The sequence below is a fragment of the Streptacidiphilus sp. ASG 303 genome, assembly GCF_020991365.1.
GTDB lineage: Bacteria > Actinomycetota > Actinomycetes > Streptomycetales > Streptomycetaceae > Peterkaempfera.
The window spans coordinates 176142-192807 of sequence record NZ_JAJLRA010000001.1 but is presented as its reverse complement, the minus strand read 5'-3'; the positions used below and the strand labels follow the sequence as shown (position 1 = coordinate 192807).

At 76.6% G+C, this 16666-nt stretch carries 15 protein-coding genes; 11 read left to right on the top strand and 4 right to left on the bottom strand.

Translation table 11 applies throughout. The annotated features are described in order from the left end of the window. Window positions 1-30: 30 nt before the first annotated feature. The gene (locus LO771_RS00900; RefSeq protein ID WP_230647308.1) at window positions 31-537 is read right to left on the bottom strand and encodes a hypothetical protein; all 507 of its coding nucleotides are present in this window, start codon (window positions 535-537) and stop codon (window positions 31-33) included. A gap of 839 nt (window positions 538-1376) precedes the next feature. Here LO771_RS00900 and LO771_RS00895 point away from each other — a divergent pair. From LO771_RS00895 to adhE, 8 genes are all read left to right on the top strand, one after another. Next, entirely contained in the window at window positions 1377-3092 is a 1716-nt protein-coding gene (locus tag LO771_RS00895; RefSeq protein ID WP_230647306.1) for a sensor histidine kinase KdpD, read from the top strand. A 91-nt stretch (window positions 3093-3183) separates the two neighbouring features. Continuing rightward, complete coding sequence (locus LO771_RS00890) at window positions 3184-3576, top strand: roadblock/LC7 domain-containing protein (protein WP_230647304.1); 393 nt, start codon at window positions 3184-3186, stop codon at window positions 3574-3576. Window positions 3577-3582: 6 nt separating this feature from the next. Then, window positions 3583-3966 carry a DUF742 domain-containing protein gene (locus LO771_RS00885; protein WP_230647303.1) on the top strand — a complete coding sequence of 128 codons (384 nt, stop codon included), beginning with the start codon at window positions 3583-3585 and terminating at the stop codon, window positions 3964-3966. After that, complete coding sequence (locus tag LO771_RS00880; protein WP_230647301.1) at window positions 3944-4582, top strand: ATP/GTP-binding protein; 639 nt, start codon at window positions 3944-3946, stop codon at window positions 4580-4582. Before LO771_RS00885 ends, LO771_RS00880 begins: the two co-directional genes overlap by 23 nt. Further along, the gene (locus LO771_RS00875; RefSeq protein ID WP_230647300.1) at window positions 4545-5159 is read left to right on the top strand and encodes a GAF domain-containing protein; all 615 of its coding nucleotides are present in this window, start codon (window positions 4545-4547) and stop codon (window positions 5157-5159) included. Before LO771_RS00880 ends, LO771_RS00875 begins: the two co-directional genes overlap by 38 nt. A gap of 269 nt (window positions 5160-5428) precedes the next feature. Continuing rightward, a complete protein-coding gene (gene pflB / locus LO771_RS00870) occupies window positions 5429-7687 on the top strand; it encodes a formate C-acetyltransferase (protein WP_230647298.1) in 2259 nt (752 codons plus the stop codon). A gap of 98 nt (window positions 7688-7785) precedes the next feature. After that, the gene (gene pflA, locus LO771_RS00865) at window positions 7786-8499 is read left to right on the top strand and encodes a pyruvate formate-lyase-activating protein (RefSeq protein WP_230647296.1); all 714 of its coding nucleotides are present in this window, start codon (window positions 7786-7788) and stop codon (window positions 8497-8499) included. Window positions 8500-8752: 253 nt separating this feature from the next. Then, complete coding sequence (gene adhE / locus LO771_RS00860) at window positions 8753-11380, top strand: bifunctional acetaldehyde-CoA/alcohol dehydrogenase (protein WP_230647294.1); 2628 nt, start codon at window positions 8753-8755, stop codon at window positions 11378-11380. Window positions 11381-11511: 131 nt separating this feature from the next. Here adhE and LO771_RS00855 read toward each other — a convergent pair whose 3' ends face one another. After that, window positions 11512-11961 carry an SRPBCC family protein gene (locus LO771_RS00855; RefSeq protein ID WP_230647291.1) on the bottom strand — a complete coding sequence of 150 codons (450 nt, stop codon included), beginning with the start codon at window positions 11959-11961 and terminating at the stop codon, window positions 11512-11514. A gap of 256 nt (window positions 11962-12217) precedes the next feature. Between LO771_RS00855 and LO771_RS00850 the strand changes: the two genes are divergently transcribed. Beyond that, window positions 12218-12640: a hypothetical protein gene (locus LO771_RS00850; RefSeq protein WP_230647289.1), complete on the top strand. Its 423-nt coding sequence runs from the start codon at window positions 12218-12220 to the stop codon at window positions 12638-12640. A 160-nt stretch (window positions 12641-12800) separates the two neighbouring features. Here the strand turns inward: LO771_RS00850 and LO771_RS00845 are convergent, their stop codons facing one another. Continuing rightward, window positions 12801-13679 carry a polysaccharide deacetylase family protein gene (locus LO771_RS00845; protein ID WP_230647287.1) on the bottom strand — a complete coding sequence of 293 codons (879 nt, stop codon included), beginning with the start codon at window positions 13677-13679 and terminating at the stop codon, window positions 12801-12803. 101 nt (window positions 13680-13780) lie between these two features. Further along, on the bottom strand, window positions 13781-15031 hold the full coding sequence (locus LO771_RS00840) for a DUF5685 family protein (RefSeq protein WP_230647285.1): 1251 nt from the start codon (window positions 15029-15031) through the stop codon (window positions 13781-13783). Between the two features lie 235 nt (window positions 15032-15266). On the opposite strand from LO771_RS00840, the gene LO771_RS00835 reads away from it, so the two are divergent. Both LO771_RS00835 and LO771_RS00830 read left to right on the top strand, forming a co-directional pair. After that, window positions 15267-15476 (top strand): DUF1918 domain-containing protein, encoded by a 210-nt coding sequence (locus LO771_RS00835; RefSeq protein WP_230647283.1) that lies wholly within the window; start codon window positions 15267-15269, stop codon window positions 15474-15476. Between the two features lie 382 nt (window positions 15477-15858). Next, window positions 15859-16545: a DedA family protein gene (locus LO771_RS00830; protein WP_230647281.1), complete on the top strand. Its 687-nt coding sequence runs from the start codon at window positions 15859-15861 to the stop codon at window positions 16543-16545. The last annotated feature ends 121 nt before the right edge of the window (window positions 16546-16666 follow it).

Below are 16666 nucleotides of genomic sequence, written 5' to 3'. Positions count from 1 at the left end.
CGCTGTCGCGCCCCGGTGCGGGCGGGACGGTCAGAAGTGCCAGATGTTGACCTCGAGGCCCTTGGCGGCGGCGCGGGTGTACGGGTTCCACACATGGGTGCCGACGGTCTCGTGGTTGACGAAGTTGGAGTCGACGACCTTGAAGGTGTGCTTGCCGACCTTGGCCACGATGATCGCCGTGTGCATGCCGCTGCGGAAGGAGTCGGGGCTGCCGGGGACGTTCAGCTGGATGACGTCGCCCTTGCGTGCCTGCGCGGCGCCCACGTGCTTGCCGCCGGCCCGCACGTAGTCGGAGTAGTAGCCGCCGCCCAGGGCGGCGCCCGCCACCCGCTGGACCATGTCGTTCACGAACTGCTTGCACTGGCCGCCGTGGGTGCCGACGCGGGCGAGCGCGGTGTCGGCGATGCCGGAGGAGCCGGCGGCGGCCTTGGTCGCGGCGGTCCCCTGGGCGGGGGCGGCATAGGCGCTGACCGGGATGGCGGCGCCGGCGAGGCAGAGGGCGGAGACGGCGGCGGCGCGGGTGAGCATCGAGGGCATGTACTTCTCCTGGTGCTTCGGGGCGGGGGCGGTCTGCGTCGATCCGTCCTCCGGAGCGGAGTGCCGCACGACGGGCGGCGAGGTTTCTTCGCCCCGGAGGTTTCCGTCATCGTGTGGGGGGTATGGACAGAGCGGCAAAGAGCGCCGTTACGACGTGCCGTCGTAGGCGTACGCCTCCTCTTGACACGGCGCGGAACCGGGTGCGGGTCCGGTGCCCCCGCCGCCCCGGGTGCTGTCACCCCTCCTGAGCTGCGCGGACGGCCTCCGTCCGGCGCCCGTGTCTCATTTGCCGAGAATGCCCTTTCCGCGCCTGCGGGCCGGGTCCGCCCTCCGACCGGGTACTACGGACCGTCGGAGGACCCGCGGCCCCCGTGACGGACCTCACCTCCCAGGCCGGTTTCCGTCCCTCTCCGGACCGCGCCGGGCTCCTCCGCCGGGAGGCGCGAGACCCACCGGGAGCCGCCCCGGCCCCCCGCCGCCCGTGCCCGCGCACCGCCTGTGCCCCGGCCGCGCCCCTGCCCCGGCCGCACCGGGGGGCCGGGGCACGGTGCCGGGCGGACCCGCGGCGCGGCACGGCCGTGCGATCCCCGCCGCCGGTTGCCGGTCGTCCGCCGTCGGTCGTCCGCCGCCCGCCGCCCCGCTCACCCCTCCCCGGCCCGTCCCCCGGGCCGCCGTCCGCAGGCCGCGGAAGGCCGCGGAACGCCGCGGTGACCCCGCCCCCGACCGCCGAGGCAACGGTTGGATCTCTCCTGTCCGCGGGGGCTGACGCGCGGGGCGGCGGAGGGTAACGTGCGCCTCTACCTTCACGGATCGATCACCGCCACGCCCCAGGGACCCCGATGCCTGATCCTTCGATGCCGCCGGCCGGCCGTCCGGCCTGGACCGCCCCGGCCCCCGTGCCGCCCGCGGCGGACGCCAGGTCCCTGAGGCGGCGTCTGGTGCTGCTGTCCGTGCTGCCGCCCGGGGTGGTGGCCCTCGCCGGCGCCGCCACCACCGCGCTGGCCGCCGGCGGCCGGCTGGACTCCGCCGAGCAGGGCGCCGTGTTCGGCGGCGCGGCCCTCCTGGGCGCCGTGGCCGCGGGTGTCGCCGGCATGCGGGCCTCCGCGGAGGCCCGCACGGTCTCGGTGCGCTGGGCGCAGCTGTCCCGGTCGGCCGGCCAGGAGCGGACCGCGCTGGACCACGAGCGCGCCGTGCTGGAGCGCGACCGGAAGGCCGTGGACCGGGACCGGGCGGCGCTGGACCGGGACCTGGACGCGCTGGAGGGCCTCGTCCGGGCCGTGGCCGACGGCCGGGCCGGGCTCGCCGAGCTGCGCCGCGGCCTGGAGGAGGGCGGCCGCCCCGTGCGCCCCCGCCGCGAGCCGTCGCCGCGGCCAGGCCCGGACGCCCTGTCGCGGCTGGGCCACGAGATCGCCGAGGCCCGGCGCGAGGCGGAGACGGCCGTCCTGGAGGCCGCCGCCCGCGCGGGCGGCGAGGAGCACGGCGCCCGCCTGGAGCGGTTCGAGGTGTTCGCCAACCTCGCCCGCCGCCTGGAGTCCCTGGTGCACCGCGAGATCGGGCTGCTGGACGACCTGGAGAACGAGGTCGAGGACCCCGACCTGCTCAAGGGCCTGTTCCGGGTCGACCACCTCTCCACCCGCATCCGCCGGTACGCCGAGAACCTGGCCGTGCTCGGCGGCGCGGGCTCCCACCGCCAGTGGACCCGTCCGGTCGGCCTCACCGACGTGCTGCGCTCCGCCGTGGCCGAGATCGACCAGTACGCCCGGGTCAAGCTCGTCCCCCCGATCGAGGGCGCGGTCGGCGGCCACGCCGTGGTCGACGTCGTCCACCTGCTGGCGGAGCTGGTGGAGAACGCGACGGTGTACTCCCCGCCGCACACCGCCGTGCAGCTGCGGGTGGAGCCGGTCACCGCGGGCGTGGCGATCGAGGTCGAGGACCGGGGCCTGGGCATGTCCCCGGCCGAGCGCGGCCGGATGAACGCCCTGCTGTCCTCGCCGGACACGGTCGCCCTGGGCGACCTGCTCCAGGACGGCCGGATCGGCCTGTACGTGGTCGCGGCCCTGGCCCGGCGGCACGGCATCGCCGTGCGGCTGCAGAGCAACGTCTACGGCGGCACGCAGGCCGTGGTGGTCCTGCCGCCCGCCCTGCTCGGGGCCGGGTCCGCCGGGGAGCCGGAGCACCGGCCCGAGCCGGCCGCGCGGACGGCGTCCGCGCCCGCCGCCGTCCCGGCGCAGGCACCCGCCCCCCGCGGGCCCGGCCGGACCCCGGACCCGGACGCCGCCCCGGTACCCGCGCACGCCGCCGCGCCCGCGTCCTCACCCGGGCACCGGGCCGCCACCGAGCCCCGGCCCGGGCCCGCCCCCGCGGCGGACGGCCGCCCCCCGCTGCCCCGCCGGCGCCGCCGGGAGGACGACGACGACGCCGCGTGGCGGCAGCCGCCCCGCGCCTCCGCCGCCCCGGAGGACGTCGAGCACGACCCCGGCCTGATGGCCGCCTTCCGCAGCGGCTTCAGCCTGGCCGAGGAGGCCGGCGCGTCCGGGCCCGCGGGGGAGTCCTGAGCGGCGGGGGAGCCCGGGCGGAGGAGCCCGGCGGGGTCGGGACGCCCCGCCCACCGAGCCGTTTCCGGTTGTCGAGGAGGAGTACACGATCGTGGCGAGCGAAGACCTTTCCTGGCTGTTGGCGGGCCTCGTGCAGAAGGTGCCGCACACCCGCAGCGCCCTGCTGCTGTCCTCGGACGGCCTGGTCAAGGCCGCGCAGGGGCTCGACAAGGACGCCGCGGACCACCTGGCCGCGCTGGCCGGCGGCCTCTACTCGCTGGCGCGCAGCGCCGGCCGCCGCTTCGACGACGGCGGCGACGTGCGGCAGGTCGTGACCGAGCTCAGCACCTCGATGCTGTTCGTCTCCGCGGCCGGCCACGGCGCGGTGCTGGCGGTGCTGGCCGGCCGGGAGGCGGACGCGGCGGTGCTGGGCTACGAGATGGCGATGCTGGTCAAGAGCGTGCGCCCGCACCTGGCCACCCCGCCCCGCCAGCCGGTGGGGTAGCCGGCGATGCCGGACGTCACGGACGGCCCGCTGCTGGACGAGGCGGCGGGCCGGCTCGTCCGCCCCTACACCGTCAGCGACGGGCGGACCAGGGCCACGTCCCACTTCACGCTGATGACCATGGTGCGGGCCACCGGCGCGCCGGCGCAGGGCACCTTCGGCCTCGAGCACGCGCAGGTGCTGGAGCTGTGCGAGCAGCCGGTGAGCGTCGCCGAGGTGGCCGCCCGCATGCGGGTGCCCGCGGCCGTGGTCAAGGTCCTGCTCTCCGACCTGGCCGAGGGCGGCGCCCTGGTCTCCCGCGACCTCGACCCGGCGCCGCCGGGCCGCCACGTCCTCCCCGACCCCCACCTCCTGGAAGCGGTGCTCGATGGCCTTCTCCGACGACTGTGACCCGGACGGCCCCGGCCGGGCGCCCGGCGACGTCCTGCCGGTGGGCGTCAAGGTGCTGGTCGCCGGCGGGTTCGGCGTGGGCAAGACGACGTTCGTCAACGCGGTCAGCGAGATCGAGCCGCTGAGCACCGAGGAGATGCTGACGGCGGTCAGCGCGGCCACCGACCGGCTGGACGGGGTGGAGGACAAGGCCACCACCACGGTCGCCATGGACTTCGGCCGCCTCACCCTCGGCCCCGCCCACGTGCTCTACCTCTTCGGCACGCCCGGCCAGGAGCGCTTCTGGTTCATGTGGGAGGAGCTCTCGCAGGGGGCGCTCGGGGCCGTGGTGCTCGCCGACACCCGCAGGCTGGACCACTCCTTCGCCGCGGTGGACTTCTTCGAGCGCCGCGGCATCCGCTTCGTGGTGGCCGTCAACGAGTTCGACGGGGCGCACCGCTACGGGCCGGACGAGGTGCGCGCCGCGCTCGACCTCCGGCCGGAGGTGCCGGTGGTGCTGTGCGACGCGCGCGTCCAGAACTCCGGCATCCGCGTGCTGCTCTCCCTGGTCCAGTACCTGATCACGACAAGGAGTCCCGATGGCAGCGATGCCGAGCACCCCCTCCTCCGGGCCTGAGCCCGGGATCGCCCTGCGCCACCTGCTCCTCCCCCCGGAGGACCCGGAGGTGCGCGCCCGCACCGAGCGGCTGCGGGAGCTGGGCATCGACGCCCGCCCCGACCCGGAGCTCGACGCCTTCGCCCGCGAGCTGGCGATCCGCACCGGCGGCTGCTACTCCGGCGTCAACCTCTTCCTGGACGCGGACCGCCAGTACTTCGCCGGCCTGTACAGCAAGGCGCAGGACACCACCGTGCACACGGGGGCGCCGCTGCTCGACGACCCGGTGCCGGGCCGCATCATGCCGCGCAACATCGACATGGGCATCTGCCCGCACGTGGTCCGGCGCCGCCGCGCCCTGGTGCTGGAGGACGTCCGCGACTTCCCGCGCTTCGCCGGGAACCCGGTCATCGACGCCATCAACGTCCTCTCCTACCTGGGAGCCCCGCTGATCGACAGCACCGGCGTCGTCCTCGGCACGGTCTGCGTGGTCGACCAGGACCCGCACCCGTGGGGACGCGAGGGCCTGGAGACCATCAAGGGGATGGCCGCCGAACTGGTGCAGCGGATCGAGGCGCGGGGCCGGCAGCGCGGCTGAGCGCCTCCCGGGCCCGGGCCGGGCCGCCGCACCGGCCCGCCGCCGCACCGGCCCGTCCGCCGTCGCCCTACCGGCCCGTCCGCCGCCGCCGCCGCTGTTGCTGCACCGCCCGCCGTCCGCCGCCGCACCGCCGTGCCGCCGGGGCCCGAACGTCCCGGGCGGCCGGCCCGGACGGCCCCGCACTCCTGCCCCGGCGGGCCGTGTCCCGCCGCGGACCGCGGGCCGAGGATGGCCGTGCAGGCGTTCCCGGCCACCGTGCGGAGGCAGTGATGACAGTGACGGCACCTCAGGCGACGGCGGAGGGGACCGCCTGGCGGGGCTTCACCGGCTCCGGCTGGCGCGGGCGCGTCGACGTGCGGGACTTCGTCCAGGCCAACTACACCCCCTACCCGGGCGGTCCCGGCTTCCTCCAGGGCCCCACCGACCGGACCCGCACGGTGTGGGGGAAGGTCAGCGCCCTCTTCCCCGAGGAGCGCCGCCGCGGCGTGCTCGACGTGGACGCCTCCACCCCCTCCACCATCACCTCGCACCGCCCCGGCTGGATCGACCGCGACCGCGAGCTGGTCGTCGGGCTGCAGACCGACGCGCCGCTGAAGCGCGCCATCATGCCCAACGGCGGCCTGCGGATGGTCGAGAACGGCCTGCGCGCCTACGGCCACGAGCCCGACCCGAGGGTCGTGGAGGTCTTCACCAGGTACCGGAAGACCCACAACGCCGCGGTCTTCGACGCCTACACGCCCGCCATGCTCCGCGCCCGCCGCGCCGGGGTCATCACCGGCCTTCCGGACGCCTACGGCCGCGGCCGCATCATCGGCGACTACCGCCGGGTCGCCCTCTACGGCGTCGACCGCCTCGTCGAGGCCAAGCGCGCCGAGAAGGCCGCCCTCGACGGCGAGCCGTCCACCGAGGCCGTGATCCGCGACCGCGAGGAGCTGTCCGAGCAGGTGCGCGCCCTCGGCGAGCTCAAGGAGATGGCGTCCTCCTACGGCTTCGACGTCTCCGGGCCGGCCGCCACCGCCCAGGAGGCCTTCCAGTGGCTGTACTTCGGCTACCTGGCGGCGGTGAAGGAGCAGAACGGTGCCGCGATGTCGCTCGGCCGCACCTCCACCTTCCTCGACGTCTACCTCGAACGCGACCTCGCCGAGGGCCGCATCGACGAGGTGCGCGCCCAGGAGCTGGTCGACGACTTCGTGGTCAAGCTGCGGATCGTCCGCTTCCTGCGCACCCCCGAGTACGACGAGCTGTTCTCCGGCGACCCCACCTGGGTCACCGAGGCGATCGGCGGCGTCGGCACCGACGGGCGGCCGCTGGTCACCCGCACCTCCTTCCGTTTCCTGCAGACCCTCTACAACCTGGGTCCCGCCCCCGAGCCCAACCTCACCGTGCTGTGGTCGCCGCGGCTCCCCGAGCCGTTCAAGCGGTTCTGCGCACAGGTCTCGGTCGACACCAGCTCCATCCAGTACGAGTCGGACGAGCTGCTCCGCCCGGTCACCGGCGACGACACCTCCATCGCCTGCTGCGTCTCCGCGACGGAGACGGGCCGCCAGATGCAGTTCTTCGGTGCCCGCGTCAACCTCGCCAAGGCCCTGCTGTACGCCGTCAACGGCGGCCGCGACGAGATGACCGGCGAGCAGGTCGGCCCCGAGCTCCCGCCCCTGACCGGCGCGTACCTCTCCTACGACGAGCTCGCCGCCGCGTACGACCGGATGCTCGACTGGCTCGCGGAGACCTACGTCGACGCGCTCAACGTCATCCACGCCATGCACGACAGGTACGCCTACGAGCGGCTGGAGATGGCCCTCCACGACCACCCCGTCCGGCGCACCCTGGCCTGCGGCGTCGCCGGGCTGTCGGTGGCCGCCGACAGCCTCTCCGCCGTACGGCACGCCCGGGTGCGGGTGGTCCGCGACGCCTCCGGCCTCGCGGTGGACTACGAGGTCGAGGGCGACTACCCGGCGTACGGCAACAACGACGACCGGGCCGACGCGATCGCGGTGGACCTGGTGCGCTCCTTCATGGCGAAGATCCGCCGCCGGCCGGCCCACCGGGGCGCGGAGCACACCCTGTCGGTGCTCACGATCACCTCCAACGTCGTCTACGGCCGCCACACCGGCGCCACCCCCGACGGGCGGCCGGCGGGCGCCCCCTTCGCGCCCGGCGCCAACCCGATGAACGGCCGCGACCGCCACGGCATGGCCGCCTCCGCCCTCTCCGTCGCGAAGATCCCGTACGACGAGGCGCGTGACGGCATCTCGCTGACCTCCACCGTCACGCCGGAGGGCCTGGGCCGCGCCCCCGAGGAGCGGGTCGTGAACCTCGTGGGCCTGCTGGACGCCTACACCGCCTCCGGCGGCTACCACCTCAACGTCAACGTCCTCGACCGGGCGACCCTGGAGGACGCGATGGAGCACCCGGAGAAGTACCCGGACCTCACCGTCCGCGTCTCCGGGTACGCCGTCCACTTCGTGCGGCTGACCAGGGAGCAGCAGCGCGACGTGCTCAGCCGCACCTTCCACGGCGCCCTGTGACCGGGCGCCCCGTGGCCGGGCACCCGGCGACCGGCGGTCCTGCGGACGGGCGTCCGGCGGCCGGCGGTCCCGGGCGCGGCGCTGCCGTCACGGGCCGGGTGCACTCCTGGGACCTCTCCACCGGTGCGGACGGTCCCGGGACCCGGTTCGTCCTCTTCACCGGCGGCTGCCCGCTGCGCTGCCTGTACTGCCACAACCCCGACACCTGGCACATGCGCGACAGCCGCACCGCCACCGCCGACGAGGTGCTGGCGCAGGTCGGGACGTGCGCCGCCTTCCTGCGGGCGGCCGGCGGCGGCGTCACCGTCAGCGGCGGCGAACCGCTGCTGCAGCCCGCGTTCACCGCCGAGGTGCTGCGCCGCTGCAAGGGCCTCGGCCTGCACACCGCCCTGGACACCTCCGGGTTCCTGGGGGAGCGGGCCGGGGACGCGCTCCTCGCCGACACCGACCTGGTGCTGCTGGACGTCAAGTCCTTCGACGCGGCGGTGTACCGGCGCCTGACCGGCGGGGAGCTCGCCCCGACCCTGCGCTTCGCGCGGCGGCTGGACCGGCTCGGCACGCCCACCTGGATCCGCTACGTCCTGGTGCCGGGCTGGACCGACGACCTCGACGCCGTCGACGGCCTGGCGGACTTCGCCGCCGGGCTGGAGTGCGTCCGCCGCGTGGACGTGCTGCCCTTCCACCGCCTGGGCGAGGCCAAGTACCGGGCGCTCGGGCTGCGCTTCCCGCTGGCGCACACCCCCGCGCCCGCCCCGGAGCTGGTCGCCCGGGTCCGCGACCGCTTCACCGCCCGCGGACTCGAGGCGTACTGAGGGGCCGTCGGGCCGACCGGCGCCGGGACGGACAGCCGCCGGCGCCGGGTCGGCAGGTCCCCCGGGGCGGGACCTTCGGCACCGGACCGCGGCGGGCGCCGGGCGCCACAGTGGGGCGGGAGCGCCGGAGGCCGTCGCGGCGCCCCGGGCCGCCCGCCCGGCTGGCCCCGCCCGCCCGTGCGGCGCGCACGGCCCGGCACGGCCCGCCGCGCACACCCGCACGGCACGCATCCCCACCACGGAGGGTTCCGCCATGACTGCCCACGACGTCCCGCAGGCCGAGGCCCCGCCCTCGGACGCGGCGATCGCCGTCGACCGTCTCGTCGCCGCCGGCCTCAAGGCCCTCGCCGACTTCGAGCGGCTCGACCAGGAGCAGGTCGACCGGATCGTGAGGAAGGCCGCGGTGGCCGCCCTGGAGCGCCACACCGACCTCGCCCGCCTCGCGGTGGAGGAGACCGGCCGCGGCGTCCTGGAGGACAAGGCCGCCAAGAACATGTTCGCCTGCGAGCACGTGGTGCACTCCATAGCCCCGCTGCGGACGGTCGGCGTCATCGACCGCGACGACGTCGGGGACATGGTGCGCATCGCCGAGCCGGTGGGCGTCGTCTGCGCGGTCACCCCGGTCACCAACCCCACCTCCACCACGGTCTTCAAGGCGCTGATCGCGCTCAAGACCCGCAACCCGGTGGTCTTCGCCTTCCACCCCGCCGCCCAGCGGTGCAGCGCCGAGGCCGCCCGCACCGTGCGGGACGCCGCGGTCGCCGCGGGCGCCCCGGAGGACTGCGTGCAGTGGATCGAGGACCCCTCCGTCGAGGCCACCACCCTGCTGATGCGCCACCCCGGCACCGCCCTCGTCCTCGCCACCGGCGGCAACGCGATGGTCAAGGCCGCGTACTCGGCGGGCAAGCCCGCCCTCGGCGTCGGCGCGGGCAACGTGCCCGCGTACGTGCACCGCAGCGCCGAACTGCGGCGGGCGGTCAACGACATCGTCCTGTCCAAGGCGTTCGACAACGGCATGATCTGCGCCTCCGAGCAGGCCGTGATCCTCGACGCCGCGGTCCACGACGACGCCCTGGAGCACTTCCGCGCCCTCCACGCCCACCTGGCCACCGCGGAGGAGAAGCGGCTGCTGGAGGCGTACCTCTTCGGCGGCGGCCGCACGGCGGACGGCGAGCCCCGCGTCAACCCGGCGGCGGTCGGCCGCAGCCCGGCGTGGATCGCTGAGCAGGCCGGCTTCGCCGTGCCCGCGGACACCTCCGTCATCCTCGCCGAGGTCGCCGGGGTCGGCCCCGACGAGCCCCTGACCCGCGAGAAGCTCTGCCCGGTCCTCGCCGTCCTGCGGGCCGGCTCCACCGAGGAGGGCATCGCCCTCGCCGCCGCCATGGTGGACTTCCACGGCCAGGGCCACAGCGCGGTCCTCCACGCGGACGACCCGGGGCTCGCCGAGGAGTACGGCCGGCGGATCAGGGCGGTGCGGATCCTGGTCAACGCGCCGTCGTCGCAGGGCGCCATCGGCGGCGTCTACAACAGCCTGCTGCCGTCGCTGACGCTCGGCTGCGGATCGTGGGGGTCGACGTCCGTGTCCGACAACGTCTCGGCGGCCGACCTGCTCAACATCAAGCACGTCTCGAACCGGCAGAGCAACCTGCAGTGGTTCAAGGTGCCGCCGAAGGTCTACTTCGAGCCGCAGTCGGTCCGCTACCTGGCCTCCATGCCGGACGTCCACCGCGTCACCGTGGTCACCGACGCCACCATGACCCGGCTCGGCCTCGTCGACCGGGTGCGCCGGGTCCTCGACCGGCGCCGCGAGCCGGTCGTCGTCCAGGTGATCGACTCCGTGGAGCCGGAGCCGGGCATCGACGCGGTGCGGCACGGCGCCGCCCTGATGCGGGAGTTCCGCCCCGACACCGTCATCGCGCTCGGCGGCGGCTCGCCCATGGACGCGGCCAAGGTGATGTGGCTGCTGTACGAGCACCCCGACGTGGACTTCTCCGACATGCGGCAGAAGTTCTCCGACATCCGCAAGCGGGCGTTCCGCTTCCCCGCCCCCGGCGGACGCGCCCGGCTGGTCTGCATCCCCACCACCTCGGGGACGGGCGCCGAGGTCACCCCGTTCGCGGTGATCACCGACAGTGCGACCGGCACGAAGTACCCGCTGGCCGACTACGCCCTCACCCCGAGCGTCGCCATCGTCGACCCCCTGTTCACCGCCGACCTGCCGCCCGCGCTCGCCGCCGACAGCGGCTTCGACGCCCTCACCCACGCCACCGAGGCCTACGTCTCGGTGTACGCGAGCGACTTCACCGACGGCCTCGCCCTGCACGCGATCCGGCTGGTCTTCGGCAACCTGGAGCGGGCCGTCCACGACCGGACCGGCGGCGCCGGGGCCCGGGAGCACATGCACAACGCCGGCACCATCGCCGGGATGGCCTTCGGCAACGCGTTCCTGGGCATCGTCCACGCCATGTCCCACACCCTGGGCGCGACCTTCCACCTCGCGCACGGCCGCACCAACGCGGTGCTGCTGCCCCACGTGGTCCGCCACAACGGCACCGTGCCGTCCAAGCCGACCGGCTGGCCCGCGTACGGGCACTACCGGGCCCCCGAGCGGTTCCAGGAGATCGCCCGGACCCTCGGCCTGCCCGCCGCCACCCCGCAGGAGGGCGTCGAGTCCTACGCCGCCGCCGTGGAGCGGCTGCGCGGGGCGGTGGGCATCGAGCCGTCCTTCCAGGCCCTGGGCGTCGACGAGCAGGCGTTCCTCGCCGACCTGCCCCGGCAGGCCCGCAACGCCTTCGACGACCAGTGCGCCCCGGCCAACCCCCGGATGCCGATGCTCGACGAGATGGAGGCGCTCATGCGCGCCGCCTACTACGGCGGCTGACCCGCCGCCGGCCGCCCCCCGGACCGCCCCGCCACCGGCCCTCCGGCACCCGGTGGCGGGGCGCGGCGCGCCGGGAGGCCCGCTCCCGGCGCCCCGCCGCCGGCCTGGCCGGACCGCCGCCGGTCCGGACGTCAGCCCAGCCGCCGGGCCAGGATCCGGGCCCGGGCGGCCTGGACCGCGCGGGCCCGCGAGGCCGCGAAGCGCAGCAGCCCGACGGGCGCCCGCAGCCGCAGCACGTCGGTGACGGCGCTGCCGTCCCCGTCCCGCACGACGGTGTACCGGTAGGACAGCCGCACCCCGCCCGGGCTGCGCACCTCGCCCCCGATCCCGGCCGCGTCGGGCAGGCCCGTCCCGTCGGCCTCCAGCGTGACCCGGATGGCGTTGTCGTACCGCAGCGGCCCCAGGACCCGGAACCGCTCGACCGCCGTGCAGTGCACGGTCCCGCCCTCGCGGCGGACGTCGCGCACGGCGACGACCAGGGGCGAGAGGCCCACGTAGTTCGCCGGCTCCGCCAGGTGCGCGAACACCCGCTCGGGCGACGCGCCCACATGGAAGACCCGGCGCAGTTCGACCCCCGGCATGCCTGCCCCCTCCGGTCCGGTGACGTCGCGTGATCCTCGCACCCCGTCCGGCGGGCACGCCAGGGCGGCGGCCGAGGGGCCCGGCGCCCCGGCCCCCGGGCGCCCCGGTGCGCCGGCAGGACGCCGACTTCGCCGCTCCCTGCATCCGGACGGCGGCCCCGGGGCGAATCCTCAGCGGGGAACGGACGGCGGGCCGCCGCCGGAGGGTCGGCGGCCCGCTCCGCCCGGGTCCCCGATCGGACCGGAGGAGGGCGTGGTGGCCGTGGACGGAACCGGCGAAGGAGTGACGGAGGGCCTGGGGCGGCGCCTGGCCGTCCTGGAGGCCGAGGTCGAGCGCCTGCGCGAGGAGGTGGCCTGCGCCCGCGCCCTCGCCGCCATGGCGGACCGGGACACCGCCGACCTCCGCGCCGACCTCCGGGCCCACGGCCCGCTCCGCACCGCCCTGCGGACGGCCGGGCCGGACCCGTGGGCGTGCCCGGCCGAGCCGCGGGCCGCCGAGCCGCGGGCCGCCGAGCCGCCCCACCCCGCCGCGTCCGATCCCGGCCTGGACAACCTGGTCCAGGCGGTCGGCTGCCTGGCCGCCGGCCAGGCCGACCACAGCCGCCACCTCGCCGCCCTGGTCCGCGGGCAGGAGCAGATCCTCACCGAGCTGCGCCGCCTGGCCGGCGGGAGCCGGTGAGCCGCCACACCTGGTGGACCGTCGCACCTGGTGGACCGCCACGCCTGGTGAGCCGTCGCACCTGGTGGACCGTCGCACCTGATGTGCCGTCACACCTGGTGTGCCGAACCACCCCGGCGCCGTGCGGCTCCGCACGGGCCCTCCCGGCGTCCGCGGCGGCTCAGGGCTTGTAGACCCGGCCCGGCTCCGGCACCGCGGGGGCCAGCAGCTGGGAGAAGGTGACGACGGTGTAGCCGCGCTGCTTCAGCCCGGCGAGGATCCCCGGCACGGCGGGCACCGTCCCCGGGTAGATGTCGTGGAGCAGGACGACCCCGTCGCGTCCGGCCTGGTCGAGCACCCGCTTCTCGATCACCGCCGGGTCGTCCGTCGCGTAGTCCTTGGCGCTCACGCTCCACAGGACCTGCGCGAGTCCGAGCTCGCGGCTGACCCGGGCGACCTTCCCGTCCGTGCGCCCCTGCGGCGGCCGCATCACGGCCGGCCTGCGGCCGGTGATCCGCTCGACGGCGTCCTGCGTGCGGGCGAGCTCCTCGCGGACCTGCGCCTCCCCGATGCCGGTGAGGATCCGGTGCGACCAGGTGTGGTTGCCCAGCTCGTGGCCCTCGGCCGCGATCCGGCGCACCGTGCCGGGGTGCTTCATGACGTGGTTCGCGCCCAGCAGGAAGAACGTGGCGTGGACGTGCTCGCGCTTCAGGACGTCCAGCAGCCGGGGGGTGTCCTCGCCGGGCCCGGCGTCGAAGGTCAGCGCGATGCACTTGGCCTTCCGGCAGTCCACGGCGCCCGGCGGGAGCCCGGCCGCGTCCCCGGAGCCGCCCTTCCCGGCGGACGGCGGCCGGTCCGCGGCCTGCTCCCGGGCGTCGCGCGGCGCGGTGGTCTCGTACGAGGCGCAGCCGCCCAGCAGCGCCGCCGCGAGCAGGGCGGCGCCCGCGGCCAGGGCGCGGGCCCGGCCGGGGCGGCGGGCGGCGGGCGCGGTGCGGGACGGCCCGGGCGCGGGCGTCCTGGCCACGGGAGCAGCACCGGGCATGGGTATGGCGGAGGGCATGGAGGGGCTCTCTCTCGGGTGGCGGCGGCATCCTGCACCGGTCCGCCGGAGGTCGGGTGGCCGCGGGACCGGTGCCCGCGGGTCCTGCTGGTCGCGGCCTGTCAGCAGTCGCAGCCGCAGTCGCAGCAGTCGCAGTCGCAGCAGCCGTCGCACCCGCAGCTGTCGCACCCGCAGCCGTCACAGCCGCAGCAGCCGTCGCCGCTCCCGCAGCAGCCGCCGGATCCGCAGTCGCAGCAGCCGCCGGATCCGCAGTCGCAGCTGCTGCAGTCGCTGCAGTCGCAGCAGTCGGCCTCGTGGCAGCACCCCTGCCGCTTCTGCCGGCTCCACGGGCCCTCGTACTCCTCGCTGCAGCACAGCCGGCAGGTGCAGGCCAGGTACGCGGCCATGGCGCAGCCCGCGAGCAGCCCGCGCCGCCGCGGCGGGGGCGGCGCCGGCAGGTGCGCGGCCCCCGGCGCCTGCGGCGAACCGTGGGAGGCGCTCGCGCAGGCGTGTGCGGAGCCGCCGAGGACGCGGTCCACCGCGCGTCCGGTCTCGTGCGCCAGCAGCCGGTGCACCAGCGCCCCGTCGGTGAACTCCGCGTCCCGCAGGGCCAGCCGGATGCCGTGCACGGCGTCCCGGCACAGCCGCTCCGCCTCCTCCGGCGCGGTGCCGGTCGCGGCGAGCGGGTTCCACGCCCCGCGCTCGGCGTCCTCCCGGAGGTCCTCCGCCGCGTCCAGCAGGTGGGCCAGCCGGCCGAAGAGGCGGCCCGCCTCGGCCAGCGGCGCCGCGTTGCCCGGCCGCCCGGCCAGCACGGCGGTGTGCGCGAACGCCGCGGCCGTCGCGGTCTCCGTCGGCTCGGTGACCCGCAGGACCGGCGTGCCCGGCCCCGCCGCCCGCTCCAGCTCCCCCTGCCGCGCGGCGGCGTCCAGCAGCACGCCCGTGTCGAAGCCGACCACGGCCGCGCCGCCGGCGCTCTGCCGGCCCCACCGGTCGGCGACGGCCCGCGCCCCGGCCGCGACCGGGCGGCGGGCGAACGCGCCGTCCCGGTCCTCCACGTGGTCGCGGACCTTGACCGCCGCCAGCGCCAGCGAGACCGCCGCGGCGAGCCGGGCCCCCTCGCCGCGCGCCACCTCGGCGGTGCGCATGCCGCGCAGCGGGCACGGACCGGCGGTGCGGCGCCCCGCGGAGGGGTCGCGCTCCGCCTGGGCCTCCACGAGGACCGAGACGATCAGCCCGTCGTAGTTGGTGGCGGTCCGGGCGAGCTGGCCGTGGTCGTCGCGCAGCGCCAGGCACAGGCCGCACAGGTGCGCCGTCCACGACGCCCGCAGCCGCTCCGAGAGCCGGTGCCGGCACGGCCGGATGATGCCGAACATGTTCCCCCCGCTTCCCCGCCCGTCCCGGCGGCCCCCTGTGGACGCGCCCCAGCATAGGGGCGGCCTCGAACGCGCCTCCGTACGGGTCTGCGGGACCCCGGTGCGGACGCGGCGGCCGGCGGCCGGGCCGCCGGGCGGTCCGGGCCGTGCGGAGCGCGTGCTCCTGCGGGTGACAGGGCCGCCCGGTCCTGATACCAACGAAGGGAGAGCCATCGCAGGGAAAGGAGGGATCGCCATGCACGCCGCCATCGGGGACATGGTCCACATCCACGGCCGCACGGTGGGCGCCCACGACCGGATCGGCCGGGTCGTCGAGGTCCGCGGGCCCGGCGGCTCCCCGCCGTACCTGGTGCGCTTCGACGACGGTCACGAGCGGCTGATCTTCCCCGGCCCGGACTGCGTCGTGGAGCACCTGGCCACCCACCCCGGACCCGGAGCACGCTGACCCCGAGCACACCGACCCGCAGCACACCGACCCGCAGCACGCCGACCCGGAGCACGCCCGTCCGGGGCGGCGGCGCCCCCGGAGTCCGGACCCCGGACCCCGGACATGCAGGCTGCGCCCGGACGGTCCTCCTCCGGCCCCGCGGACCCGGCCGCCGGCCGTCCCCGCGGGGCCGGACGGGGGGCTGCCCTCCCGCCGCCCCCTCCCGCCGCCCCCGGCCCGCCGCCTCCCGGGGCGTCGGCGCCCGCCCGCACCCGGGGGCGTGCGCGCGGTGCGGTGCACGTGCGGGGCCGCCCGGCGCCGCCCCGCCGGGTTAGGCTTCCCGGGCAGGCAGCAGCACTTCACCGCCCGCAGCACTTCACCGCCCACGGAGGTAGCGGCGTTGCACATCGACGCGTGGATCGAGAGCGTTCCGCCGGGGGCGGTCTACGCACTGGTCGGACTGATCATCGGACTGGAGAGCCTGGGCATTCCGCTGCCCGGCGAGATCGCCCTGGTCACCGCGGCCCTCCTGGCCTCGCACGGCACGGTCGACCCGCTGCTGGTGGGCGTCTGCGCCACCCTCGGCGCCGTCCTGGGCGACTCCGCCGGGTACGCCATCGGCCGCAAGGGCGGCAAACCGCTCTTCGACCGGCTCGGCCGCCGCTTCCCGAAGCACTTCGGCCCCGCCCACCTGGCGACCGCCGAGCGGTCCTTCCAGCGCTGGGGCATGTGGGCGGTCTTCTTCGGCCGGTTCGTCGCCCTGCTGCGGATCTTCGCCGGCCCGCTGGCGGGCGCCCTGCGCATGCCGTACTGGAAGTTCCTCACCGCCAACGTGCTCGGCGGCGTCGTCTGGGCGGGCGGCACCACGGCCGCCGTGTACTACCTGGGCGTGGTGGCGGAGGACTGGCTCAAGCGGTTCTCCTGGCTGGGGCTCGCCCTCGCCGTCTGCCTCGGCGCCGGCTCGTTCCTGCTGGTGCGCCGCCGGGCGGTCCGCGCCCACGCCGAGCACGAGCGGAGCGGGCGGGCGCAGGACGACGCGGACGCGGACACCGACGCCGAGCCGGTGGCCGCCCCCGCGCGCGACTGAGGGGACCGCCGTCCGACGTGCCGGTGCCCCCGGCGGCTCCACGCGGAGCCGCCGGGGGCACCGGCACGGCGGGCTCAGGCGAAGGTGGGGGCCCCCACGGCCGCGACCGCGACGGTGCCCG